This is a genomic window from Rhodococcus sp. 5A-K4, from assembly GCF_046097995.1.
GTDB classification, from domain to species: Bacteria; Actinomycetota; Actinomycetes; order Mycobacteriales; family Mycobacteriaceae; genus Rhodococcus_F; species Rhodococcus_F erythropolis.
Genome location: NZ_JBJURM010000038.1, coordinates 23,857 through 49,784, shown reverse-complemented (window position 1 = coordinate 49,784; position 25,928 = coordinate 23,857). Strand labels below are relative to the sequence as shown.

At 61.4% G+C, this 25,928-nt stretch carries 20 protein-coding genes; 4 read left to right on the top strand and 16 right to left on the bottom strand.

Annotated features, from left to right (window positions below; genetic code table 11):
• Positions 1-37: 37 nt before the first annotated feature.
• From ACKAMS_RS30720 to ACKAMS_RS30685, 8 genes are all read right to left on the bottom strand, one after another.
• On the bottom strand, positions 38-370 hold the full coding sequence (locus ACKAMS_RS30720) for a hypothetical protein (protein WP_408989976.1): 333 nt from the start codon (positions 368-370) through the stop codon (positions 38-40).
• Positions 367-2,478 carry a hypothetical protein gene (locus ACKAMS_RS30715; RefSeq protein ID WP_202975882.1) on the bottom strand — a complete coding sequence of 704 codons (2,112 nt, stop codon included), beginning with the start codon at positions 2,476-2,478 and terminating at the stop codon, positions 367-369. Before ACKAMS_RS30715 ends, ACKAMS_RS30720 begins: the two co-directional genes overlap by 4 nt.
• A gap of 284 nt (positions 2,479-2,762) precedes the next feature.
• A complete protein-coding gene (locus ACKAMS_RS30710) occupies positions 2,763-4,559 on the bottom strand; it encodes a tetratricopeptide repeat protein (protein ID WP_372581650.1) in 1,797 nt (598 codons plus the stop codon).
• Positions 4,556-4,780: an ammosamide/lymphostin RiPP family protein gene (locus ACKAMS_RS30705; RefSeq protein ID WP_118604027.1), complete on the bottom strand. Its 225-nt coding sequence runs from the start codon at positions 4,778-4,780 to the stop codon at positions 4,556-4,558. The genes ACKAMS_RS30710 and ACKAMS_RS30705 overlap by 4 nt, the downstream gene beginning before the upstream one ends.
• 1,162 nt (positions 4,781-5,942) lie before the next feature.
• A complete protein-coding gene (locus ACKAMS_RS30700) occupies positions 5,943-6,827 on the bottom strand; it encodes a hypothetical protein (protein WP_147343755.1) in 885 nt (294 codons plus the stop codon).
• Positions 6,814-7,854, bottom strand: coding sequence for a TniB family NTP-binding protein (locus ACKAMS_RS30695; protein WP_372581649.1), 1,041 nt, complete (start codon positions 7,852-7,854; stop codon positions 6,814-6,816). The genes ACKAMS_RS30700 and ACKAMS_RS30695 overlap by 14 nt, the downstream gene beginning before the upstream one ends.
• Positions 7,855-7,859: 5 nt before the next feature.
• Positions 7,860-9,953, bottom strand: a complete 2,094-nt coding sequence (locus ACKAMS_RS30690; protein ID WP_238704740.1) for a Mu transposase C-terminal domain-containing protein — start codon at positions 9,951-9,953, stop codon at positions 7,860-7,862.
• A complete protein-coding gene (locus tag ACKAMS_RS30685) occupies positions 9,950-10,729 on the bottom strand; it encodes a TnsA-like heteromeric transposase endonuclease subunit (RefSeq protein ID WP_202975881.1) in 780 nt (259 codons plus the stop codon). The genes ACKAMS_RS30690 and ACKAMS_RS30685 overlap by 4 nt, the downstream gene beginning before the upstream one ends.
• 556 nt (positions 10,730-11,285) lie before the next feature.
• Between ACKAMS_RS30685 and ACKAMS_RS30680 the strand changes: the two genes are divergently transcribed.
• A complete protein-coding gene (locus tag ACKAMS_RS30680; protein WP_147343754.1) occupies positions 11,286-12,149 on the top strand; it encodes a hypothetical protein in 864 nt (287 codons plus the stop codon).
• Between the two features lie 258 nt (positions 12,150-12,407).
• On the opposite strand, the gene ACKAMS_RS30675 is transcribed toward ACKAMS_RS30680, so the two are convergent.
• The 8 genes from ACKAMS_RS30675 to ACKAMS_RS30640 all read right to left on the bottom strand — a co-directional run bounded on the left by ACKAMS_RS30675 (position 12,408) and on the right by ACKAMS_RS30640 (position 22,235).
• Positions 12,408-13,088 carry a hypothetical protein gene (locus ACKAMS_RS30675; protein WP_118604018.1) on the bottom strand — a complete coding sequence of 227 codons (681 nt, stop codon included), beginning with the start codon at positions 13,086-13,088 and terminating at the stop codon, positions 12,408-12,410.
• 11 nt (positions 13,089-13,099) lie between these two features.
• Positions 13,100-14,815 (bottom strand): peptidoglycan DD-metalloendopeptidase family protein, encoded by a 1,716-nt coding sequence (locus ACKAMS_RS30670; protein WP_118604015.1) that lies wholly within the window; start codon positions 14,813-14,815, stop codon positions 13,100-13,102.
• A complete protein-coding gene (locus ACKAMS_RS30665) occupies positions 14,815-17,163 on the bottom strand; it encodes a hypothetical protein (protein WP_118604012.1) in 2,349 nt (782 codons plus the stop codon). Before ACKAMS_RS30665 ends, ACKAMS_RS30670 begins: the two co-directional genes overlap by 1 nt.
• Complete coding sequence (locus tag ACKAMS_RS30660) at positions 17,160-19,655, bottom strand: ATP-binding protein (protein ID WP_238704739.1); 2,496 nt, start codon at positions 19,653-19,655, stop codon at positions 17,160-17,162. The genes ACKAMS_RS30665 and ACKAMS_RS30660 overlap by 4 nt, the downstream gene beginning before the upstream one ends.
• A 37-nt stretch (positions 19,656-19,692) precedes the next feature.
• A complete protein-coding gene (locus tag ACKAMS_RS30655; RefSeq protein ID WP_118604006.1) occupies positions 19,693-20,298 on the bottom strand; it encodes a hypothetical protein in 606 nt (201 codons plus the stop codon).
• Between the two features lie 139 nt (positions 20,299-20,437).
• Positions 20,438-20,758, bottom strand: a complete 321-nt coding sequence (locus ACKAMS_RS30650) for a hypothetical protein (RefSeq protein ID WP_118604003.1) — start codon at positions 20,756-20,758, stop codon at positions 20,438-20,440.
• Positions 20,759-20,784: 26 nt separating this feature from the next.
• On the bottom strand, positions 20,785-21,984 hold the full coding sequence (locus tag ACKAMS_RS30645) for a conjugal transfer protein (protein WP_118604000.1): 1,200 nt from the start codon (positions 21,982-21,984) through the stop codon (positions 20,785-20,787).
• Positions 21,981-22,235 (bottom strand): hypothetical protein, encoded by a 255-nt coding sequence (locus ACKAMS_RS30640; RefSeq protein WP_118603997.1) that lies wholly within the window; start codon positions 22,233-22,235, stop codon positions 21,981-21,983. Before ACKAMS_RS30640 ends, ACKAMS_RS30645 begins: the two co-directional genes overlap by 4 nt.
• A gap of 340 nt (positions 22,236-22,575) precedes the next feature.
• Here ACKAMS_RS30640 and ACKAMS_RS30635 point away from each other — a divergent pair, with 340 nt between their 5' ends.
• The 3 genes from ACKAMS_RS30635 to ACKAMS_RS30625 are packed head-to-tail and all read left to right on the top strand — an operon-like array spanning position 22,576 to position 25,696.
• Positions 22,576-23,415 carry a sigma-70 family RNA polymerase sigma factor gene (locus ACKAMS_RS30635; protein WP_181991956.1) on the top strand — a complete coding sequence of 280 codons (840 nt, stop codon included), beginning with the start codon at positions 22,576-22,578 and terminating at the stop codon, positions 23,413-23,415.
• Complete coding sequence (locus tag ACKAMS_RS30630) at positions 23,415-23,672, top strand: hypothetical protein (RefSeq protein ID WP_118603991.1); 258 nt, start codon at positions 23,415-23,417, stop codon at positions 23,670-23,672. Before ACKAMS_RS30635 ends, ACKAMS_RS30630 begins: the two co-directional genes overlap by 1 nt.
• A 23-nt stretch (positions 23,673-23,695) precedes the next feature.
• Positions 23,696-25,696 carry a cutinase family protein gene (locus ACKAMS_RS30625; RefSeq protein ID WP_118603988.1) on the top strand — a complete coding sequence of 667 codons (2,001 nt, stop codon included), beginning with the start codon at positions 23,696-23,698 and terminating at the stop codon, positions 25,694-25,696.
• The last annotated feature ends 232 nt before the right edge of the window (positions 25,697-25,928 follow it).

Here is a 25,928-nt window from a genome sequence, read left to right as displayed (position 1 = left end):
GGTGGTGAATTTTCGTCCGACGATCACCGATCACTTTTCATCCGACGTTGACAACTGTGATGGCTTCAGCGAGATGTTCGTGCTTGTCAGCTAATGCCGAGGTCTGCTTGTTCCACTCGGTCAGCCACTGCTCAGGAAAATTATCCTCGCGGGAGGCGAGTGGACGTAATGTCCTCAGTTTGCTTCGGTCACCACGGCTTAGCCGGACGCCGGGCAGGTTCTCCGCGAGAGTCCTCGCGTGGTCTTCCAGGTCGATGATCTCAGCGACCAGCTCCCCGCTGTGGTGGTACCGAAGCGACTCGACCAGCTGCCATGGAAAGCCCGCGCTACGCAGCACCAGCGTCGACAATATGTTCCAGCTGTGCGTCATGGATCGCTCCGGGTGAACGTGACACGAAATTCCGAGGTCGTCGGTTTTCCATGGTGACGCAACCACAGCTGGTCCGGCTGTGGACGCATCTCGGTCAACGTGAATTGCTGTGCATCTGCCGACCGCAATATCGCGGCGAGTGCGTCGACTGCAAGGGGGTTATCCAAGTCAATCCCGATCGGTTTGGGTTCTTGAGGAACTCCGGCGAAGCAGAATCGAGGCACACCGCGCAGAGCTCGCATCCACTGGACACGCCTCACGATTTCGGGTAACTGCGTACCTCGGTCTGGAATCAGATCCACTGTCTGGCACCACCATCGAGCTCGCTGCACGAGAACGTCACCGACGAAGATTCTCGGTGCTGCTTCACCGAGGCGCACTGTGGGCAGGGATGCTGCTGGCGCGGCGAATGCACGCAAGTGCAGGTGGTCGTCCTCACCGGCATAGAGCACCAGTTCCCCGGTCGGGCAGCGTAGTTTCGGTCCACCCGATGTCAGCAGCACCCGCACTTGCGACAACGGGATCGACCGTGCCGGGTTATCGGTCGCTACCGCGGTTACTTCGATGAAGTGTCCGGGAAAGATGTCGGAAACCAGTCCTTTGTGCTGGCGTCTACGGATCACAGTGGCCAGTCGGCCGGCGCCGCCCCAGGGTGCCAGATCAACGTCCGGTAGGTCCTGTTCCTCGGAGAAATGGCTTTGCGAACCCCAACTGAAGACGTAGGGATGTAGTTCGCCGAGCACTAGCCGCTGCCGTCCCGACGAGTCGAGTTCAATCATGATGTCAGGGCTGACGAAACGCGCCCCGGATGCGTTCGGCGGCAACAATGTTCGAAACTGCTCTGGCTCCAGTACAGCGTTCTGGGGGATGCGGCGGTCAACGGAACCCGCTACCAACGCGGTGAATTCGTCGCGGAAGGCCTCCGACGGCGCGTCCAACGCCACGACCTGCTCCTGGCTGAGGTCTTGGGTCCAACGAATCAGCTCGTCGTAGGCGATATCAGTAACTCCCCGGGACCGCATCAGCTCCGCAACGAGTCCGGCCGCAGCTGACGTCCGCAGTTCACCATAATGAATGGCAACGTCGAGTACGGGGCCTAGCTGTGCTTCCCAGTCGCATGCAACATCGTGTCCGACGATCACTGGAGTCTGATCTCCGCACGCATCGATCGATACGATGCCACGGTCGGCATACATACGGCCGGCCGCTCGCCGAGCCTCCACACCAGACACGGCAGCGAATCTTGCTTCCAATTCCTCCAGCGCGTTGTGGCGCGCGATGTCGTCGGCCGCCTCGGCGTATCTGTTAGCGCCCGAGTTCAATTCGGCGAGGATGCCGGGCCAGCGCGTATCCGCGGCGTAGGTATTTGTCCACGCGATGAGCCAGTCCAGCGGCCGTGATGATGTCGACGGTGGTTCCGGGACTGTTCGCACCGCACCGATACGGCTCAATCGCTCGACAATGCTTTCGACGACTACAGCATCGAGATCAGTTTTTTCTGCTATCGCTGCACGTCCGCGTTCGTTGTCGATTGCATCGGCAACTAGCGCCCGCTCACCGGTCAGTCGAACCCGGCGACCATCGGATAGGTGTAGAGCGCCGGGTTCGAGTCTGCATGCAGGTACCCATGTCAGCGGCACCCGATCCACCACTAGAGGCTCAGACGCGATGCATTCGGCAAGAGCACAGACCGCCCAGAAGGAGAAGAACGCCTCAACCGCGCGCACCCCACCCTCAGTCTCTGGGCCCAGCCTGATACCGGAGATACCGACATCGATTCGACCGTGGACAAGTGGTCCAAAGAAACTGGTTGTTTCGTTCTTCCCAGCGAGCCGCTGCGCATAGAGATACATGCGTCGATGAAAAGCGCGGTCTTTGGCCTTTTGTACCCGTTCGGCCGGACGTGCTGTCGATCGCACGACTTCGGCGTAGGCCGAAGGCGCGAGCTGAAGCACCGCGTCCCGGAACCGTGGGTCGAGCAGCATGTTTCGTACCCGATGGGGACGGTCCCGCAATTCCTGGGTGCCGGCTTCGAGCAACAGCTCTGATGCGGCTGTCGCGTTACGTAGCGCAGTGCGATAGTCGTCGATCTGCCTGCCGAGCGACACCAGTTCCGCGGTTGGCTCGATATCGAGGTATCTATTGACTCGACTTCGCACCCGAGAACAGGCGCGCAGCCTAGTCTTGTCGTCCTCAGCCGCAGCCTGGGCCACAGCACCAACAATTTTCTCCAGCAGCTCTGCCCGTATTGCATCGAGCTGTCGAACATAATCTCGATAGTGCCCCGATGCGTCGGCGGTAACTTCGTGGCCGAGCTCATGCCACATATCGATCGGAAATCCTGCCCGACGTAGCAGTAGACGCGATCCCATTTTCCAGGGGAGTTGTCCTGTCATCCGCAGTCCTGGAAATTGACAAGGTCGAATGGCCGGTTCAGTTTCGTGCGCGGTTGCGGAAGCGAGTCGATCGCAACGCATCCGTTCGAAAGCTCAGCAGCCAACTCGGCCGCAGCGCGCGGATGAGTGAGGCTTCTTCTCGCGATATCGATGGCAGTTTTGGTGGATACCGTCGAGTCACCTGCTGTGTTTCTGCCAGCCATCGCCTGCGCGGTGCGATATGGGTCGCCGATCCGTCGTGCGGCAGCCTCTGCACGCACGAAATGACTCTCAGCGGCGTCAGTGTTGCTGAGCCGCAGGTGAAGACCGCCGAGCTCGAGGTTTACCTCACACTCATGGAAATCGTCGGTGCCCGCTCTCGCGGCCTCGAGCACAGTGCCGAGTTCAGCGACCGCGACGTCGCTTTGGCCCACCAGCAGTTTCAACCCTGCTGAACGGTAGGAGTGATGCTTGCGGAAACTGATGCTGTCGGCACCCGCTACGCCAGCGAACCTCTCCCAGGTACGGAGCGCCATTTCGGGTTTACCCGAACGCTCTTGCAGGACACTGATGTTCGAATAGATATTGATCCGCAGGTGCGTCGAACTCGCGTCATCTAGATCGGCAAGGCATTCGAGCGCTTGCTTCTCCTGCTCGAATGCGGATTTGTGCCGCTTCTCGGCAAAGAAAGTGAGACCCCGAAGATTGTGCAACCATCCTCGCTCGCGACGCATACTCGCAGGCTCACCGCGAATCGGGGCGAGTGCAGCAAAACCAGCTTCCAGTTCACCGACGGCTGCTGGCAGTTCGCGTTTTCGTTTCGTCAAGGTCAGCGCACTGTAGAGATGTGATTGAGCTCGGACCTCCGGCGAAAGCCCTTCCTCTGCCTCACGCATCCGACGGAACCAGTTCAAGGCAGAGGTTTGATCGCCGCGGAAGGTTGCCTGGATGCCGAGAACTTTTGCGAAGTACGCACCGAGATCAGTAGCAGTGCGCAAGATTCCGGGTTCAAATTCGATGGCGGCTTCACGGTCGTCGCCACTGCGGATCGCCTGGTCGAGAATTTGGGTGACTCGGGCCTCACTGAGATCAGGCAGAAGATGCAGCGATTCGAGCGCCACGATCGCCATACCCTCCCAGTTGGCGCTGAAGAATCCAGCCTGACAGTAGGACAGCGCCGCGGCAAGCCGGTCGACTAATTGATTTTGATCGCCGATCGCCGCCTCGAAAAGGCCCGCCTCTTGCCCGACGCCGCTCGTGGGTACCGCAGGGCTTGAGTCGATCATCCACCCTGATTCAGCCACTGACGCATCCATCCTCGCCAAGCAACGTCGCCGGTCTGCACGAAAATCAGCCTCGACTCCCTTCGGGACACGCACCGCGCCGATATCGTCGATAACGATCCGCGCCGATGGATCCATCCGCGCGAACTCGAATGCCCGCATGAATCCTCGCAACGAGCTGAGATCGGTCTGGTTGAGGCCGCGAAGAACCAGTGGCCGATCGAGCTCGATCATCCCGGCACACAATGCTGCGGCTGCGACCGCGATCGTTCTGTAAACCTGTTCACTTTCCCTATGCAGACGGCGTTCGGAAGCAGCCAGCGCGATGTCGCGCAGAGGAAGGGCAGGGGTGACCTCACCGGGGAAGAGGGTCGCCCATTCAGCGGCATAGTCCGTCGGTAAAGAGCCAAACGTTGCACCGCTGGAACGCATGTCGGAAATCGCTTGCCGGAGACCGGCATAGGATGCAGCCGGTCCGGTCGCGACCTCGGAGATGACTGGATGATCGGCGGTCACGGATCCGACGGTCACAGGTACCCCACCAATTCCGCTTCGGCAAGAGCGAGTGGCGCAATCTTGTTCTCGACTTCGTCAAGATCGAAGTCCACATCGTCCAGGTCATCGAGGTCCTCGAGTGCATCATCGGCGATCACTCCCGCGTCTACACTCTCGGTGTCCGCCGGTGCCTCAACCGCCTGGTCGCCTTCTTCGTGGTCGTCAGCTACATACTTGTTCTGCACTTCACTGTCCATCGAAACTCTCCATTCATTGTCGAAATTTCAGGCATTGGATGAATTGCACACAAAACAGCCCATACGAGGCGACTTACCCCTCTGAGGTTCTCGCATTGATTCGTGACAGAAACATGTTGACGCACAAGAGAATATACTTGGCTCATGCTGTAACCGGTTGGAACGCAACCGTTTTACACCATTAGGTCCACCTAGAAACCGGCACCGAGATAGATACACATAGAGCGGAAGGTCTCCTCAGCCTAAATCCAAATACCGGACACGACAAACACTTTGAGCCCACGGCCTCAGCCTGCACTGTGACCGTCTGCCACACCCTGAATGTGGCGCCCCATTGCATCATTTCGGGAGAATTAAAGCTGACCGCAGCAGTGGCAGTCGACCAACAAATTATCTGCGTTCCTGAATTCGAGCCCCCTCGCGCCATGACGAAATTTAAGAAACGCGCCAATGTCTTGGCCTGGGTCTTGGTCCGACAGCGCACATCCTGGTTCCAAACACAAACTATCGACACCCACCCCCGCTGTCAATATTAAATACGTATCTGCCATACCGTACGTCGATACCGTATGCTTTTACGGAGCGTGCCAATATGCCTCAACTCCACCCTCAGGTAGCGCATGTGCCGAGCCGAGGCCTGCGGGGCTCCAGCCGAGACCGACGACAAACTTCGCTGGAGGGAAGGGAGGCCGATGCCCACGACCGTACCGGCGTCGATTGGGGAACGATCTATTTGCAGAGTGGGACCGATAGTTCAGGTTCGCAGCGTCTCGCCCTGGAATAGTGTTGCGACTAAACATCGCCGAATCGCAATGTTGTCCGGCAGGTGGGCCAGCCTCCACCACCATCCGTCATCAATTCCCGCCGCCAGAGCAGGTGATAGTGCACCGGAAGTGCCGCCACCGGATCACCCACCGCGCGCGCACTCGATCAACGGGCGCGGTTCGCGAACCTGAGTTGTCCTTTTGGCAGTCGCGGTGGGCTCGACGACCGCCCCGCAAACTGCTCGACCGGGGCCCTCCTCTGCCGTACTCCCATCTATTTACTTCTTCACGGGGACTCGCTCAATTGCGAACACTTGGCTGTAACCACCGTGTAGCAGTCCCGTTAGCGAATCGCCCGCACACACAGACGGTTCTCCATCGCAGCCGATCGACTGTGGTCAGAATTTGTTCCAGTCGATGCCTACACGGGTAAGTCCGCTGATCCATTTCACGATGGGGTCGCTGTTGCCGTGTGGCCAGTAGGGATGCCGTTCGCCGCTTGTCCGCCATCCGAGCTCGGTGAGGAATTGAGTACACGTCCGCTGCCTGGACGCGATCCGACGCCAATGCGGTGAGACGAGCAGTGCAGCGGTGTTGACGACGTTGGGATAGCTGGCTGCCAAGTATTCGCAGTCGTCGAGGGCAATGAACCGCCTCGCATTCGGCTCGAGGATGCCGAGTCTTTCCTTGACGCCGCTGTACGCCGGGAACGAATGGAGGTTGTTCCACACTCCGCGAGCGACGTTGAAGGCGTACTGGGTCGGTTGCGGTCCGCGCCGTTCCGCCAAGCGCCGATGTCTGGAATGAGCGGCCAGGACTGCCGGCGTGCCGCTGATATCGAGCACGCGGCCGCGATCGAATCGTCCGCCGCTGAACCAGATCTGGTGCTTCGGGCAGGCGTGAACGTACGACGGGTAGTAACGGGTCACCGCGCCACCGCGGTGACGGTTCGTGCATGCAGGACAGGCCGGTCGCGGCCAGTCCGCGAGGCGGGCAGTGTCGGTGTGCCGGTTCGACAGCTGAGGAAGCGTGCGTGTGAGCTGCTCGCGCGAATAGCCGGTGATGGCGACGAGCCTGACGAGGTTACCGGGCCGGATGCGCAATCCCAACCGCGCGGGATCGAGCCCGAGATGACGCTGCAGCGTGCCGTAGCTGACGTGGTTGACCACGGCGAGTCGGCGTATAGGTAAGACTCGATCGTTTCGTTCATCGAGGGCGGGATGGGAATGGGCAGTGGGCGCGCTTGCTCGCTCGGGCGCCGCCGAGATGTCATGCAACGCCACTTCGTTTGGCCGAACCCTTGCTGGGAGCCAACTCCGGCTGAATGTTGGCGGCGCGGTCGAGGCGCTGGGCGTCGAGATGGGCTTTGGTGATCTTTTCGCTGCCGTCGAGGATTGCGTCGATAGCAGCGCCGCGGATGAGGTGCGAGAGGCTGCCGAGCATGCCGTTGGTGCGCTGGTAGAGGTATTGGCCCTGCCGGGCGAGGGTGCCGGGTTTGTGCTGGTGCAGGCGTAGCGCTTGCTCGAGGGTGACGACGAGAGCGCTCCAGTGTTCGCGCTGCGCCGTGCTGCCGTAGGCGAACGGGTGGGAGGAGATGGTGGCGAAGCGGCCGGTGATCTGGCGGCCGCGGATGCCGGAGAACAGGCCGGCGTGCTCAACGTCGATTCCGGCGTAGACGAATGTCGCGGGAATGCGCTCGGAGAAGTATTTCAGTTGATCGGATACCTCTGCGCCCGCTCGGGTGGTCAGCGAAATGTTGTGGATCTCATCGACGAGGACCAGATCGCAGCCGACGGCGCAGAGGACCGCGCAGACGGAGTTGGTGATGTCGGTGAGATTGGCACGTCCCGTGAGTGGAAGACCGAGGAACCGCGCGAATTCGACCGCGACCATGCGCGCGGTCGCAGCCGGGGGCAAGGTGATGTAAACGACCGGAATCCGTGTCCCCCGAACAGGAGTGCGCAACCGCGTTCGAAGCTCGTGCGCCAGCCCCAACTGAGTCAACGCGGTGGTCTTGCCCGTGCCCGCGCCACCGGTGACGATTAGCCCGCGCCGAGCCGATATCTGGCGACGATTGAGAATCAACAGCCGCCGAACGGTTTTCGTGATGTCTTGGATGGTCGGGGTGTTCACCACGATCAGTTCAGAGTGGTAGTCCAGCCGGGTATCGTCGTAGTCGGCACGTTCGGGCGGTGCCAGCTCGCGCCAGTCTCCGCGCAGTTCAGGCGCAGAGCGATCACGGTCAACCCAGCGTTTCCAGCCTTCTTTGGTGGTGAGTGGGGCGTCCGGTGGCGGGTCGAATTTACTCATACTGGTCAGGGCCACCGCTGTGCCTCCGCAGCGGCGTCGAAGACACCGAACGGGATCACCGTGCCCCACTCGCCTTCGTCACCACCGCTGCCCTCGTCGAAGTCGTCACCGTCGAGCACTCGCAGGTCATCCGGCGCGACCGTGGCTCGGTGAGGTGTCGCAGCCCGGGTACGGGCCGCGATCTTGCGATCAACCTTGGTCCTGAGGCGATTCCTGGGTGCTGGCTGTGTATCCGGGCCGGCGGATGCTCGATCCAGCAGGTCTGCCAGCGCCCGCGCGGTCGCGGTCTCCACCGGTTCATCTGTCGGCCCGGCATCGGCGACGGTCTGGCGGGCGTGACGCCAGGTGAAGTCCGCGAACGGAGCCGACACCATCGGTAGATGCGTCCAGGTCGCTCGGATCCAACCACCTTCGTGATGGTTGCGGACGAACACCTGAGACAAGTCGTACGGGTCGTAGCGGACTTCCCAAGCCCCGTTGCGGGCGGTGACACCGGAATGCTGGCGCCGATAGGGATTGAACGCGCGATCGTCGTACGTGCGCCGGTCGAGGCGCACCCCGTAATCGTTGATGGTGCGCCATTGCGAAGGCAGAAGTTCGATGTAGTCCTCACCGGTCAGCATCAACGGCAGATAGCCTGCGGCGCTGACCAGCACCGCGTACATCTCGTTCGGTGACACCGCCTGACCGCTGTCGGGACTGCGCAGCCCGTCGTGTGGACGGCGCTGCCAGTGAATCACCCACTCGTCGAACAGATCCTGCAGTTGCGCCAGCGACCACGCAGCTTCGTCCTCGACATGCGCGCCGCGGCGGCTGACGTCGCGGCCGACGTAACCGGCGACATACTGGCAGAACAGGGTGTTGATCGAGGAAAATGTCCGCTCGATCACGCTGTTGTCGGTCGGAGTGCGCGGATGGGACGGCTGAACCGACATGCCCAACGCCTGACACGACCGCAGGAACGTTTCGGACAGGTAGACCTTTCCGCGGTCACAGCCGATCGTCTCCGGGACGATTACCGGTTTCGCCGCAGCCTGCTCCATACGGATATCGATGTCTGCCAGACTTCGATATGGCAACCGCGACACCGACATCCGCAACGCGTCTGCCCAACCCGGTCGCATCGGCTCAGGTACCAGCATCCGCGCCAGCAGCATCGATGCATCCACCGCCTTGGTACCGACCGGGCGGAGCACTCCCGCCGCGATCGTGCGCGTTGCGACATCGACCGCTGCGGTCAACTCGACTCGTCGGGCGATCCCGTCGTCGAAGACCGCCAACACGTCCAACGGCGTCGTGTCGATCTGAACGTGTTGTCCCGGCCGCGACGCCCATGTCGTGGTGAAGGGACCGGTCGGCCGATTGGCCGCGGATCGCCGCGTCTTCGCCGAACCGAACGTGTACTGTCCCGTCGACAGCGCTGTCACCAGTCGGTTGAATGTCGCCTTCGACGGCATCGCGACCACCCCGTCACCGTGCCGTTGCACCAGAAGCATTTCTACCTGCCGGCGCAGTCGATCCCGGGTTCCGGTGGACCGTTTCGTTTCCCCGTCCAACGCATCCAGGACCGCTGCCACCACGCGCTCGTCAGTGCGCCGATAGGTCGACGACGGCCGTGTCACCCTGCCGTCGACCAGCCCGCGCACGCCGCCGGAACGATAGCGGCTGCGCATCCGCTGAACCGTGATCGCGCTGGTCGGAAACCCCGCTGCAGTCAATTCGGCGGCCTTGGCTGCCTCGCGCTGGCGAATGGTGGTCCGCGCCGGGTCGTACTCGGGTCGAGGAGTGGCTCCCGGATCCGCTCCGGGCGGCAACCCGGTTTGGACCTCGACCACGTGTCGTTCCCAGTCACGAGCTCGCTCGGCGGCATTAGCAGGAACGTCGGCGAGGCTCTGCCCAGCCAGTCCACCCGACCCGAACCCGGCGTCGGACTGGCCGAGGATCGCGAACCCTGGCGAGTCCACCAGATGCGACACCAGAACCACCGACGCGGCCCCATCGGCTGCCTCCAACCTCACCCGCACACCGGACAGTGCCACCACCAGATGCTCGTCGTCGTCGAAAAATACGCGGTCGCCGACCTTCAGCAGCTTCATCATCTCGCCGCCGCCGACACGATCGACACCGACTCCAACCGCTGTGACAGATCCACGATCAGCTCCTTCGACCACAACAGGTGATGCAACACCGGCAATACAGCCACCGGATCGCCTACCGAACGCGCGCCCTCGATCATCGGCCGAGATTTCGCGAACGCCGCCACCAATGCCGCCGCCGTCGAATCCACTCGGTGACGAGGGTGTCGATACCCTGCCAGCCACTGCACGTTCGTCAACCAGACTGGATCGTGCTCGCTCACTCGCCGAGAGATCCAGCCCATCGACGCGCATGCCCGCGCGGTCGCTACGAACGAGGCCTCATCCCGCGGCTTGATCCGCGCCGCAGGTCGACAATCGACCACTACCCCGGTGCCGTCGGCCCGGCGGGCGAACAAATCCGGTGCATGTGATCGACTTCTGTGCCCATCGCGCCAGAACAGCCAGAACGGTTGCGCCGCGAACCCAGTCACGTCGGGATCGAAATCCAGCACCAACGCCTCGTCACGCTCCAACCAGGACTCGAACTCCACATGCGCCGACATCGTCGCCGACCAGTACAAGCCAGGATTGTGCCGCTGGCCCTGATACGACGGAATCGATCGGATCGGCGGAACCCGCTCGAACCGCACCGCCGCCGCGTCGGCCAACGAGCACCGAACCTCGACCCCACCCGAGCCCACGAAGCCGACCTCGAATGCGTCCAACCCGACCGACAACTCCGCGCTCCCGTTCGTCCGCAGCCAACCCCATGGGGCAGCGATAATGACACACCGCATCAGATGCCCTGAGTCTGCATCATATTGACGTATCGAAAGATCAGATTCGATGAGTCCACATCAGGTGCTATGAGCCAGAACAAATCGCGAAATAACACCGTCACCCCTTGACACGTGGGTTACGCTCCGAACAGCGCAACGAAGTGAGCATGGATCGGAGCGACCCCCCGCGTAGGGGATAAATTCTCTCCCCGGCAACTAGATCAAATTCGCGCTGTTCAGCTGGTTGCGGCCTTGGAAACGAGGGCCCGAACCGGCCCTTGTGTCCTCGTCGCACCCAGGCAGACAACCGCAGAAGTGTCTTCTCCCGATCACCACCCACGCCCCTCCCATGAGGGAATCAACGTCGCGAGCCTGTCCTTGTCCGGTGTCTGCGATATGTTCGGTGTCGAGTCGTTTCGCGTGACTCCCACCCATGTTCGAGCAGGCGCCCGCATCGTCGTTTCGGCACAAAGTTGGGGAAGGTCCTCCGGATCCGCGGATGCTTTTCGACACTGACCCCTTGATGGGTACATGCGGGGCACCCGTCAACGCGCCCAGTGATCGGAGCACACTCATGGTCTCGAATTCGGCTCGTAAGAAAGCTGCCCGAGAACACCAGATACTGCACGGCGGGACTTACGCATCGGCGCTCGCTGCAGTGAAGAAGATCGAAGCCTCAGTCCCAAGTCTGTCCTCGTGGACCCTGTCTCGAATGATCGAGGACGGCGTGCTCAGCGATGGCACCGCAGCATTTCTAGAGCATTGCGTTGCCGTGGGCCGAGTTGTCGTCATCGCCGGACCGATCGGCAGCGGGCGCAACGCCCTGTTGAACGCCTTGGTCAGAGGTATCCGTGAGGATGCACGAGTCGGCATCGTGGCGCGCTGGAAAGGACTCGACGAGCTCGTTCCTCACTTGAACAATGCGGTCGTTGCCGAAGTTCCCTCAGGTCTCACTCCATCACTGGATTGGGAGTTCTCGCTGAGTCGGCAACAACTCGAGTACCTGGTCGTGGACGAGATCATCGAGCCTGGTGATGGGCATTTCTTCACTCGGTTCGTCTCCGAAAATGTGTGCGGGGCGCTGGCGACGATTCAGGGGCAGACTGCCGACGAGGCCTTATCGCGAATGGCCGCGAACTTCGCGGCACTACCAGTCACAGAGACCACTCGTGTGCGTGCCGACGGAATCGAGGACATCGAAAAATTCATTCACGAGGTCGTCAACGTCGTCGTTGTCATGAAGCCGGACGGAGTGCGAGGAGTTCCCACAGTTTCCGAAGTCGCTGCGGTCTCCAGTGGACGAGGGCGCAACGGTCCGACATCGACCGCTCTACTGACCGAGTCCGATCACACGAGCGACGCAGTGAATGAAGCCGCCAACCTTCTCGGTCCAGCGCGTCGACCTTTTTGGAGGCCAACCAGGATTGGCGATTCATAAAGGGGTGTCAGTGATCCGAATTCGATCGATGCGCGTTGTTGCCAAGCGGTCGTTCTTGCTGCTCAACGCCAGGTTCCTGCAAAAGGGGATGTTGGGTCCGCGGTTGACGTGAACACACCTCGCCGGGACTGTGGCAATAACACCGGACGAGCCTCGTTGACATGTTTCGACTCCGAATCGGGCCGAATTTCTCGCGTGGTCCACTCATCTGCCACGGCGCAGGCTTGTGCTGTGGGAGATGAGTGGACCACTCCTGGCTCATCGGACGGCTACGGCGCTCACACGCCAGACGCCGAGTTTGATGGCACTCATGTAGACGGCGAAGGTGTTTTTGCTCAGTTCTTTTCCATCCGGTCCGGTGGCAGTCTGCGTCACTGCTAGAACGCGGGAAACTTTTTCGGGTTGATCAGCAGGGTGTTCGTCGCCGGCGATACTCGCTGTGGCAATGACGATCGCATGGTCGTCTGCCCAGTTCTGCCATTGCTTGCCGGTGATGGGTGCGAGCGCAATGAATGAGTCGGCGTTCGCGGCGTAGTACCTCTCGTCGAGGAGCGGCGCCGCCCGTTGCGCTGCCGCGGATTGGTTTACGTCCTTGCCTGGCGCGTAGGAGAGCAGGGTACGAGCGGCGGCGAGCATGACCGACTGCGCGTCGTTCTCGTTGGCTCCGGCCAGTGTGTCGGGGAGCACTGGAGGCGGAGTGGTGGTCAGTGCTGAAGGAGCGGTCGACGGCGATGGAACTGTCGTCGACGCCGAACCGGACTGGCCACTTTCAGCGAAGACGTCTGTCGATGGGAGTGGGGGCACCGTCCACGAGCTGTCGGCTTCGGCGCTCGTTTCCACCGGATGATCTTCGGGTTCGTCGCTTCCTCCGCACGCTGTCAGTACCAACGCGGCAGATGTGAGAGCAGCAAGAGCGAGCGAGCGATTTCGAGTAATCATTATGAAGGTTCCTATCCGAATCGTTTGACGTACATCTCTTCGCCGGCCCAGCCGGAGAGCGGCATGATCGAGACGCTTTTCCCCGATTCCGGGGCGTTGAGCAACATGTCCTGACCGTTTTCGGTGCCGTAGAAAATGCCGACGTGATGGGTATCGCCACCTGCGCCGAAGTAGATCAGGTCACCTGGACGCTTCTGGTCGAACGGAATGTCTTGGCCGCGGGAGTCATACAGCTGGCCGGGGTTGGAATGACTTCCGGTGAAGTGAGGGAGCAAAATTTGGCCACCGGAGGCTTGGTAAACCGCGTACAACGTCAAGCCTGAGCAGTCGAAGCCGACCTTGTTCGAATCGCCGTTCGCATCTCCTGCCCCGCCACCATCACTGATGCCTTTCGTTGGACCGTTCTGATCTCCGCCTCCCCACGCGTACGTTGTTCCGATCCATTGGGAGGCAGCAGCGATCACGTTCGCTCCGAACGGCCCACCCGGCTTGAACTGAGGTCCACCGGGGTTCGAGGTCCCAGGCGCGCAAGCGCCGCCATCGATGATCGTTGTTGCGGCGCCACCCTTGACGATGTCTGCCAGCTCCTGCGGCGTCAGGTCTTTGCCTGAACCTTTGAACTGCGAAGCTAGTTGCCGAGCGAGCGTTTCGTCGTCGGCGTATGCCTCCGGGTGAGCCGATCCCTGCACGGTTTGGGCGGCGACGGTGACTGGCATGGTTTGCCAGCCCGAAACTTTGAGCAACGCGTCAAAGAATTTGACGTTCGCCGTGACGGGGTTCATCAACTCTTCCGCGGTACCCCAGATGCCGACTTGCTGTTGGTATTGATTGACCGAGAGGTGATCGCTTCCGACGCCGTCGTGGGGATACTGCAGCGACTCGGGCACGTTGGAGCTGGCGAGCATTCGATAGGTCGATTCCTGGCTCATGGTGGCCAGGGCAACCACGATTCCTTGATCAGGAACGGCCATGGACTCACCTATGGCGACAGCCTGTTTCGCCAGCGCTGTTTGGCTGGCGTTGAGACCGCCCGTGCCGGCCGGGGTGGATTTCGCCACCAACTCTGCGTCGGGCTGAGCGGGGACGGAGGCTGCTGCCGGGGAGGCGGTTCCTCGTTGCTTGAGCCAGGAAACCGGGTCCACTCCACCGCCCATCGACCATTGTCCTGGGTAGATACCGAAGTGCAGGTGCGGGCCGCTGGACTGTCCTTCGCTGCCGACTTTGCCGATGAGTTGGCCTGCGGTGACCTTGTCGCCGGCTTTGACGAGCACTCCTGCTGCGGTCATGTGTCCGTAGAGAGATTCGACGGTCTGCCCATCGATGGTGTGCCGGATGCGGATCCAGTGTCCGTAGCCCGAGGCCGGTCCGGCGACGACGACTTCGCCGTCGCCTGCGGCGTAGAAGGGGGTATCCAATGGGGCGGCGTAATCCTGTCCGTCATGCATTCCGCCTTCTCGCATGCCGAACGGCGAGCTGATCGTGTACGTACCTTCGGCCATCGGAACTGCCAGCGATCCAGGTTTCAGACCTACCAAGGATCCGTCTGCACGAATGTCGGTACCGGTCGGCTGTCCGCAGGTGGTGTCCTCACCGGTGAGGGACAAGATGACGAGAACCGGCGCCATCAACACGACCATGCACACGATCGGCACGGAGATGAGGATCCACCACCACTTCTTCGACGAACTTTCCGAATCAGGGGACGGTGGTGCCGCCAGGAGCGTCATCAGCGCGGCCGCCGGGTCAGCGAGCTCGGCTGCGGGGTCCTCGCGTTACCTGCTCCGGCTTGAGCTGCCGCCGCAATCAGTCCTGCGGTTCTCGAGCCGGAACCGGTGGGAATGTTGACGGCGGGAACAACTGGAGCAGCTGGTGGACGTGCCGGCGCGGCGGTTGGCTTCGGCGCCTTCGGAGCGCGGGTAGGAGTAGTAGGCAACAACAGCGGTGCGCCGGAATCGGTGGTGAATTCGCGGAAAGCCCGACCGTCTGGTGCAACGGTCTTTGATGCTGAACTGCGAACTTGTCCGCGCTCCGGAGCAAGCCCCGACGGTGCTGTGGCGATCGACTTCTTGATGCCCGGTTTGTCTGCAACAGCCGCCTTCGAAAGTCGACTGCGCACCGCGGCCGCCGCGCTATCCGTACCGGTTCCACGGCTCGGTGAGCTCGTAGAGGACCGTGAGCCCGAGGACTGTGAACGGGCCATCGTGTCCGGGTCGGAGAGATTGTCGATCGACTTCTTGGCCTTCTTCGCTCCAGAGACTGCTTTCGTGCCCGCCCAGACTGCGGCAGCGACGCCTCCCGTAACCGCAGTCGATGTCGCTGTGCCAGCTACTGAGCCAACGGCTTTGGTTGAAGTAGTCGCCTTCTTCGCGATCTTGCCTGCACCCTGGACCGTGGCCTTGCCGCCACGGTAGATCTGTCGGCCCTGTGCAGCCATCAACGCGATATCGCGGCCCGACGTCGGGGTAGATCTGGTGATGGATGTGGGTGCGGCATCGGGGCGCTTCGCCAAAATCGACGCCAGACTGTCCGACATCCGTTGCAGTCCTTTGATCGCGCGGCGGAAGAGGAGGAGCGCGATGATCAGGAAGATGTCGACGAAGAAGACGGTGCGGATGAGGTTCGATTCGTCTGAAGCGAAAAGGTCTTGGACGACGAGCACGTATCCGACCAGGAAGACGATGGAAAACATCATCTGCAGCAGCGCCATCGCGACGTTGGCGATTGTGCGCCAAAACTGTCCACGCATCGACGGCGCGATGGCGACGACGATGCCAGGGATGGATTTGATGGCGTTGCCGATCGACACCCCGGCCGCGAGTACCAGCCTGCCCGCCAGGTAGATCGCGAAGGCCATCAGCAGGGTGCCGGCGAAGATCAAGAAGAGCAGGCCCATAGCTTGACCCGGGCCCGGGTTGTCGGCGTATTGCTTCATCGGACCGTCATCGCCGTCGCATGCCGCGATCGCGTCTTTGATGCGGTCTTCGGGCTTGTCGTCCGGGTTGATCAGGTCCAGGGCTGCCCCCGCGCCGGGAAGAATGTCACCGACCTTCTCTTCCACCTTGTCCATGACCCCGGGCCCGTCCGGGGTTGCGGCGTACGCCTCGTCGAATTCCTTGACGCACTTGCCGTTGTTGTCCGGCGCATCGAGGACGACACCGAAGTTGATCAGCTGGGTGGGTTGGCGCAGGAAGGTATCTACGAGGGTCGATTTGATGGTGTCGATCTGTTGATCGGCGTTGCCGCTGGTGTTCCCACCGTTCGCCAGTCCCGACGCGACTTCGAGTCCGGCATCGCGTGCAGCGAAAACCAGGCCGTCGTTCCCGACGACCCGGTCGAGCGGGTTGGCCAGGAATCCGACGGCCGCGGCCGCGATGACGCACGACATGAGCAGTTCGTAGATGCCGGTGGAGAAGCGGCCGCGTACGAACCACACGGCCACGCTGAATCCGGCGATCGTCAACATCAGTGGGGTGAGCGCGAATTGGTCGGTGATCGAAGTGACGGAGTCTGCGATGGTGCGGATCGGCGTGAGAATCATTTCGATCCAGTCGAAGGACAACGCGTAGGTGATGAACCAGATCGCGGTCGCCATCAGGAATCGGAAGATCTCGTATTCGAGGGTGATGATGTAGGCCCAGATCATTCTCCAGCCGCCGCCCATCGAGGCGTTGCCCTTGTCGATCGAGAGGAAGTAGCTCCAGGCGTCGATTCCGTGCGTGTCCTTGAGTGCCATCCACGCGAAGAACGGTGATGCACCTCCTCCTCCGCTGGGGTCTGCGGCCGCGGGCGTTGCGAAAATCAGCAATAGCGCACCAAGGGCGTGCCATCCAGCGGCCACCCGAATGAGCAGGCGGCTCCACCAGCGTGACCACAGCCAGCGAGAGATCGGTTTGCTCACGTACATGATGACGACCAACCAGGATTCGGGAATCCAGGCTTTGGCGAGCCTGCCGGCGAAGTGCAGGAGCCAGCGAAGTGAGTGTGTGACCGCGGCGCGGACGCTGAAGTACTCGCGGGCTTCGGGACGGCCCTCGACAACGTCCTGGTCGAGGGGGTGCGCCGCGGTCGAGGTCATGCCTTCACCAGCTTCTTGTTGTCTTTCGGGGTGGTCAGTGCGGCTTCACGGCGCGATTCGGTGGCGGGGAGAAGTGTCTTGATGCGGCCGACGTTTCCCCCGCCGTCGCGCATGTAGCCCTCGCCTCGGCGATGCGGCTCGACGTAGCCGTCCTGGCCTGTGACCGGCGCTGTCTGCTCCGTGAGCTCTTTGACCAGGTCTCGGTTCTCTGGGTCCAGGCCCAGCCACTCGATCGCGCGCTTGGCGAGGCCTTCGTCGGTGTGGCGATGAACAAATCGGGTTTTGATGAGGCCACGAAGTTTCGGTGTTCCGAAGGCGCAGTCCTGATCACCTAATCCCACTGCTGCAGAGGACTTTCGGCCTTGAAGAACGAAATCTTCGATGATGTCGATACCGTCGTCGGCATTGAGAAGGTGATGGGCTTCGTCGACGAGGAACAGCGCCATCTGATCGGAGTCGGCGAAGCACTGCCCGCGGGCGATCTTCGCGATGAGTGTGTAGACGGCGTGACCGAATCGCTTCTCGAGCGGCAGATTGTCGTACAGGTGCTGCTTCTCTGTCTGCAGCTGGGTGGGGAGCTCGACGCGGTGGGTTCGGAAGATGATCGCGGGTGCGGTGATCGGCAACGCCGGAAGATCCTTCGCGAAGAGCGCTGCGGCATAGCTCAATCGGGCGTAGACGTTCATCTCCTCGCCGAGGTCGTGGGCGCCGGCGATCAGGCAGTCGTCGGAGAGGAGGTGCTCGGTGAGCTCGCCCAGCCCTGCGTAGGGGTGACTGGTGCGATAGGACGGTTCGAGCACCTTGGCCAGCGCCTTGCCGTGTGTTGATGTCGGCTGGATTCGCAGCAAGGCCAGCATCACCGATTGCGTCATCTCCGCCGCGATGTTGGGCGGGAAGATCCGCAGTGGGTCGGTGCTGTAATCGGGTTCGACCAGATCGACGATGACCGCATCAGTGACCGCCCGAGCCCAGTTGGCGTATTCGCCGAGGTCACTTTGATCGATGCCGATGACCTGGCCGCCGCAGTCGACGACGTGACCGGCGATCACCTTCATGGTGACGGACTTTCCGGATCCGAGCTCCCCGGTGACAGCCCACGAAGAGGACTGGTCCCGGAGGGACTTACCGAGTATGTCGTTGAACACCGCACCGATCCGGGCTGCCGTGATGTTCAGTGCCAGCAGGGGTCCGGAACTGTCGCCCAGATCGTTGCGAGTGAACGGCATGTAGGCCGCGAAATGTGTCGAGGTGGTGATGTGCCCGAATTCGCGCACGATCTTCGACGTCGGAACGCCGGGAATCATCGCCCACCACAGGTCCTCTTGAAAACCGAGCGGCGCGACCAGCTTGTAGTCCTGATGCTCAAAGGACTTCTTCACTGTTTGGGCATCAGCGAGGGCCTGCTCTTCGGTCGACGCGCCTACGGCGAAAAGCGCTGTCCAGGCGACTTCGACCTCGTCACGGTTGGTTTCGAGAAGCGAGCTGTACTCGGTCAGTGCAGAGGCTGCGATATCAAGGGCGCCCTGTCCACCTGCCAGCTCGCCTTCCCGCTGCTCGTACTGCTCTTTGAGGTTTTCCAGCGCACGCTTGTTCGCGCGCATCACGTCAGCGCCTGCTGTCACCTTGAGTCGAGCAACGAAATCGACGTCGATGTCTCCGAAGTCGTCCGCCAGGGAAAAGAATTCCGAGCCGGGAAAGAGGACACCACCGGAGGGCATGTCCGCTAGCGCGAGAATTACTTGGTACGACGCCGGTCGATCATCGATGTCGTAGGGCTGATCGATCTTGAGAACTCGACTGAATGTGGGGACCTTCGGACGCCACCAAGTCGTGGGCTCATCACGATCTGATTGCGCGCCTTCGTCGAGTCGTGCTGGGGCAAGAGCCGCTCCCGATTTCGGGGAAGGCGTGGACGCGGCGCCAGGCATGTCTCGATCGACATGGAGGCCGCGGCTCATGGAGTGCTGCCAGAGCCAAACCATCTGTGCTGGTGTTGCCGGCCGAGCCTCGAAGACTGCGGGGATGTCGGCGATGATGAGATCCGCCTGACGAATTCGCGCCCGCACCTCATCTTCGGGGACGGAAGTTCGAGGGAGTCCGATGAAGTCCGACAGCGACGACCATGCCGCGTGCGTGGCGGCTTTTGCTTGTCCGGCGAGTCCTGTCGTTGTCAGAGGGATGCTCAGATAGAACACTCGTTGGCCGGGGCGATAGAGCTCGATGGAGTCGAGGGTGGCCTCGCATTCGATCGCCCAGTCTGTGTGGACGTCAAGATCAACGCCCTCGGTCATCCTCGCCACGACCGCTTCGGCGCTCAGCGATGAGGCGATGCCCATCAACATCGACTCGCCGGGCAGTGCGCGCACAAGCATCGTGTGCAGAGTCCGGGCGGTGCGCTTGTCGACGTTGGGTCGGTAGCCGTAGTCCATCCCGCTCAGTACGTAGTCGGCCCACACGACACCGGATTTCGTCCACCGGATATTTGCTGCCATTGACAGAGTTGGCTGTTCCATTGCGGCGAATCGCTTTCTACTCGGAGTTTCCGGCGGTGGCCAGCGCAAGGAGTTCCTTGACGCTCGAACGGCCGGGGCGCGGGGCGGGATCGTTTGGTGAGAGGACGGGCAGTTCCTGAGGTCGCGACCGAGTGCCGACAGCGTTGGGTGCGACCGGTACAAATTCGGAAGGGGATTCGGGTTCTACAGCAGCGACGAGTTGGTCCTCGATGCGCGGATCGGCAGTGATGTAGCCGCCGGCGTGAACAAGGTGCGGTGCTCGGATATTCACGCGTTTTCCGTTGATCTTGAGCTTGGCCTCAGGCGATGCGAAGACTGCCTTTTTGACCCCTTGAGCGACAGATGCCGGGCTGCGGCCGGCCAATCGGAGCTTGCCGACGACGAACACCGTGCCGCCGCAGCATGCAACGAAAAATCCGACGTTCCACGTGATGCTGTCGCCGAGCCACAACGGATGCAGGAGCCACAGGATTGCTCCGACAGCGGCGCCACTAACAGCTTGAGGGACTGTGTAGGGGCCGAAAGGGAGCTTCTTACCGTCGGGTGTGCGGCCGATCAGCTGAGGAATACTTCGAGCTGTTGTGAAGTCCTTGATGACTTCGACGTTGTTGTCGTCGTTCATGCGTGCACCGACTCGCGTGAGGAGTTCTGTCGGTGTGCTCGTGTGGTCGCGTCCGTTGCCGCGGTGGTTACCTCGGACATCTGCAGTCCTCCTTTGTCAGGGTCGGTGAAGGGCGATTCGACTGGTCTCCAGTCGCCGTTTACACCGGCAGATCCAGGCCAGGGTCCGGTGCTTCTACGACCTGCACGACAGAGATGGCCAGGTCCTCTCCAGTTCGGTCTTTGAGGGAATCCATGTTGAAGACCACCCAGAGCGCTACAGCACCGATGAGGGAAGTCACGACCAGCCGAGCGATGGTGAAGGACTGCATCAAGTTCCGGAGAAGGAAGAACAGGACCAGGCAGCTGGCTGCGGATTGGAGGGCGAGCTTTCCGTTCTCGGTCAGCTCTCCGATCTTGTCGAAGACGCCGGCTGCAACGATCGCGGTGTTGGGGTCAGCGGCGGCGAGTGCGATGAACATGATGGGTCACCTTTCGGTTCGAGGAGTCAATTTCCTGAAGGGGAAAACAGTGGGACTTCGCCGACAGCTGGAAGCGTCGATCCGGGTGTTTGGCTTGGTGCCGGGGCCTGAGTCGGCACTCCGGATGTCGATGCGGAAGTAGAAGGAGTGCTCTTGGGGGTCGACGTGCTCGGAGCGCTCGTGGGCGACGAATCGGCCTCGCGGCGAGGAGCAGTAGCGAAGAGCGGCGTCGAGTCGATGGCGCTGACTTCCCAGCGGCCGCCGCGGGAAGTCATCGTCAGCGCGTATTGACCGTTGACGGATTCAGAATCGGTGATCTTCAAAGATGCAGTGATCAACAGGCGCACAACGTCGCCGTCAGAACGCGGTGCTGCCGAGTTCGAGGCGCTGAGATCGACTGACGACAGCACATCGGTGAGTGCGATGCTGCGGTATGGCGCCGGGACGATCGGCGCGATGGAGACCCCCGGCGTCAGGTACCGGGCAACCTCGCCGTTGCCCGTCAGGAGGGCGGAGAGAAACTGGTTGGCCGACGTTCCGATCGGGTGATTCGCGACGCGGAATTTATAGCCGAGTTTGACGTCCACGGCTGTCGATGGCTGCGCGACTTCGGAAGGAAGCGTGGCGGCGCGTGCACCGGATTCGGTCACAACAACAGGAACTTGGAAGTAGCGCCGAACGGTCGTTGCTGAGGTGTCGGCGGCGGGGCGCACGGAGACCGATACCGTCACGGCGTAGGTTCGTGCGTCGCGATCAAAGGCGATCGACGCGATGGCGGGGTCCGTCGCGACGTAGAGCGCAGATGCCGGGAGGTTCGGTGGCGTGGCAACAAATCGTTCAATTTCGCGTTCGTTTCCTCGGCTTCCTTGAAGCCACGCCACGACCAGTTGACGGGCTACATCTTCGGCTTGGGCTTGTGCTGCGGTATCAATGTTTTGCGCTCCGTTCTCAGTTGCTTTGACGATTGCCGGAGTTGAAGAAGAGCCGAATACGACGAGCAGCAGTGAGGCAATTCCTGCGATCAGAGCGGCGATGATGGCTGCGCGAATTGCGCGGGTTGTCCACTGTTGCCGGAGGCCCCATTGAGCCCTCTCGGCGCGGGCACGCTCCTCCATCTCATCGACTTCATCAACGATCGTCTCGGCGGAATCTGCGGCGACAGAGCCTTCCTGTTTCCTTTTCGGAGTGCGTCCGAAGTTGTTGATCTTCTTCCAATCGATGTTCATCGGATACCTGCCTCGGACGGCTGCTCGGACGAGTCGTGGTCTGATTTGCCGTCCGAGATGTCGGCGCTCATTGCCCGCGTAAGCGCTGCACGAGCGGCCGGCGCCTCTGCGAATACCAACAACGAGAGCGCGGCGCTGGCTTCTTCGTCGAATGGGTTTCGTGTGAGAGCCGCGGCGACTCGACGGATCTCCTCAGCAATGGCATGGGCGTAGCCGAGATCGTGCAGTAGCGCTTGCATCGAGTCGTGCATCCGGTCCTCCTGGCGACTGGCGAGTGTGAAAGCCGCACCGAATTTGTGGGCTTCTACTTGTAGGAAGATCCGGGCGCGAAGACCTGAGTGACAGAGCTCGCCAAACTTTTTTCTAAGTTTTTTTCGAGGGCGGCCAGGTGCTTGTTGCCAGAGGTTCAAACGTGCACGTCGGCGCCCTCGATGCATGCGCATCCACTCACGGCAAAGCGCGCGGCAACAACATCTCCGGCAACAACAAACACACCTCGGGCAACAACAAACATGCAGTTCAGAGGCAATATAGGGCTGCTCTACTGGGCGCGAGACCAACCTCGCACGCGCACAGAGGAGACCCGTGGAAATGTCCACCCACGCAGCAACCGCACCCAGCCATTCGTCGTCCGCCCTGCCGTCCCACGACGCGACTCGAGGCGACCTCTACAGCCGCCTGAACACCGAATGGATGCAGCTGTGCGCACGACCCTCAGCAGCGGCCGAGGTGCTCACATGGTCGGTCAATCAGTCGGCCCTGAAGCAGGTGCAAGAACTCAACGACTTGGCTGGCGCCCATCGCCTCGATCGCGACGCCGTACTGCTGGCACTGCTGACCCTCCACCAGGAAGGCAGCGTTCTTGCCGGCCGAGCGCTGTTGCAGCTGATGCTCGGAAAGCTCATCTCGTTGACCCGTCACGCACGAGTGACGGGCTTCGATTCTTACCACGCCTACGACGAGCGCGCCGCCACAACCATCGCAACCTTCATGTCATTGATCGCCGACTATCGCCCGTCCGGAGAGAACATTTATGCAGCACTCTTCTTGCGGACTTTGAAGAAGATCGCACACGAAAACACCTTCGCCGGCGAGATCCCCGCATCCGATCTGATGGATCGTTCAGATGCTCCTGAGGCTGAGATCGAGAGCCCATTTCTCGCCCAGGATTTGCTCGCATGGTCGGTACGAAACGGAGTCATCAGCGGCGTCGACCGAGATCTCATTCAACGCGCATATCTCGACCAGACAGACACCGATCTGACATCGATTGCAACTGAGCTCGGCATGACATCGGCCGCACTTCGTCAGAGGCTCTATCGAGCGGTGTCGAAGATCCGGAAGAGCATGGGAACTTCGAATCAGGCGACCGATCATGCGCGCTTCGCCCGTGCATCGCGCAGCGCTCGACCGGTCGAACTGGTTCTGTGATGACTCGAACCCTCGACACACTTTCTTTGGTGGTGTGCTTCCTGATCGCTGGTTTCGTTCTGAGCGAATCGTCCCTATTGCTCGAGAATGCGGGGAGTTTCGACGCTGCGTTACGTATTCCTTCCGCGACTCATCCCGAATTTTTTGGACAGGCGATGTCGCTCGCTCACCGCGCTGTCTTCACCGTGGTCGATCTTCTCCCGAACACCTTGACCGCACATTCGAGCGGCGGGCTTTCCACCGTTCCCTCGCTGTAATCGCTCACGAAAAGAGACCCGTAATGATGACTACCGATTCCACATCCGCCGGCTACCGACGCGCATTCTCGACCGGATCGGCAGCCGTCCTCACAGCAGCCGTGGCGTCAACTCTGCTCATGATTTCGACGCCGGGGACCGCTCACGCGGCACCTGGTTCTGAAGGATGCCCCACCGCAGAGGTGGTCATGCTGACCGGAACCTTCGAGACAGATTCGGCTGCTGATCCTTCAGTCGCGACTGGTCTTCTCAAGCAAGTAACGGACCCACTTGTGCAGCAGTTCGGAAGCTCCATCAAAGTCACCTACCCGGCATACGAAGCATCAGCGTTCAACAAGGGCAAGACCTACGGAACCAGTAAGGCCACCGGAATAGAGGCCGCCGCGAAAGTTATGCAGACACGTGCAGCGCAGTGTGCCAACACTGTCTTCGCTCTCGGCGGCTACAGCCAGGGTGCCGATGTCGCGGGCGATCTGACGTGGTTGATCGGTCACGACAAGGGGCCGATTCCCTCGGAGAAGCTGATCGCAGTCGGCCTGGTTGCCGATCCCCGACAGAGTCCGAACGGCGACAACACTCTCGTTGGTCCACCTGTCGACGGAGTTGGTATTGCGGGGGCTCGGCCAGGTGGATTCGGAAAGACCGCGGCGGTAACGCGGTCGTACTGCGCACCTGACGATCTCTACTGCTCGACGAACAGCAACAAGGACGGGCTTCTCGCCGGGCTCGGCCGAGTGCTTTCCCAGCCTCCTACTGCATCCGGTCCACAGCAGAGTGACGGTTCTCAGCCCAACACCGCGGCCCTACAGAACGCCTTGGTTTCGGACTACTCGAAGGTCGACCTCCCGGGCCTTGCCGGCAACGTCGACACACTGCAGAAGCAGCTCCAATCTGGCTCCCCCGACCTTGCCAGCGTGGGCCAAGCGGCATCCGACATTGCGAACACTCTGGTCCCTGTTGCCGATACGACCAAGTGGGTGACACAGAATCCCGCTGTCGAGCAGTCACTCCAGACAGCGGACGCATCCACGCCTGAGTTCGCGGCCGGCAAAATCGTCGAGACGGTCAAGGGCATCGATGTAGCCGGCGCATTGAAGGCTGCCGACACGATCGCGAAGACAGTCCAGGGAGCCACAGGCGCGGCGCAGGTACCGCAGCTGCAGGCCTCCGTCGACACTCTCACCAATCAGGTCTCACCTCTGACTGCTACCCCGGCGGATGGACTCTCCATTGCCGCGAACGCGCTCTCGATCATCAAGCCAAGCGTCCTGATCGATCAGGTCACCCACATCGGGACGAATGCCTTCGCATTGGCCAACAACATCCCTGCTGTCGCGGACATCTTCGTCACTCGTATCCCGCAGATCGTTCTCGACCCCGCACTCGATCCCATGGCGAAGGTCAAGGCCGTGCACGCCGAGTTCGACCGAATCAATGTTCTCTTCGAACCACTCGTCAAGCTCGCTGCCGGGCTGGACTACAAGACCGCAGCATCGCTCATCGCGATGATCCCCGATCCGTCCGGTACCGCTCAGATCGTGTCGATGATCGTTGGACTCGTCGGCAACCTCGACATCATCGGATTGGCCAACTCCGCCGGCGAACTGCAGAAGCAGCTCTGGCATGCGATCGAAACCGGCGATGTCATCGGAGCCGGTCTCGGTGCACTCCCCCACATCCTCGACTTCGCGAAGATCGCAGTCGGCACGCTCGGGGGTGGACAGAAGACTGATCCGGCCAAACTGGGAGCTGCGTCCACATCGTCGGTGACCAGCCAGCAGCTCACGCAGCAGTCCCAGGCCGGGGACCTTGGTGGTCTCGCCTCGAACCTCACCGCACTGGCAGGTTCTGACGGCGCCGATGCACTGGCACAGATCGGGACTGAAGGACTGAAGTTCGCTTCGTTCATCGGTTCCGGAGCTCATCAGAGCTACGGCGAAATGGTCATCGACTCCGCCGGCACGACCGCCCTCCAGGATCTGACGAACCACTTCCGCGACGCCATCGCAAAAGTGACCGCCTGACATTCTTCAAAAGATCCGCATGGCCAGAGAAGGGTCCCACCGTCACCCGGTGGGACCCTTTTCGCTTGTCTACACCGCTAGTCTCGTGGGATCCGTTCACGCGGATACTGGCCAGCGGTTGTCCCCCGCCGTGCTTGCGGGCGTCGTAAACGTCGGCGCTGATGTAGTGGAAGGTTTCTATGACTCGGCCGGCGTCGACGCGCCAAGGTCTGACGTTCGTTTGATGGACGGG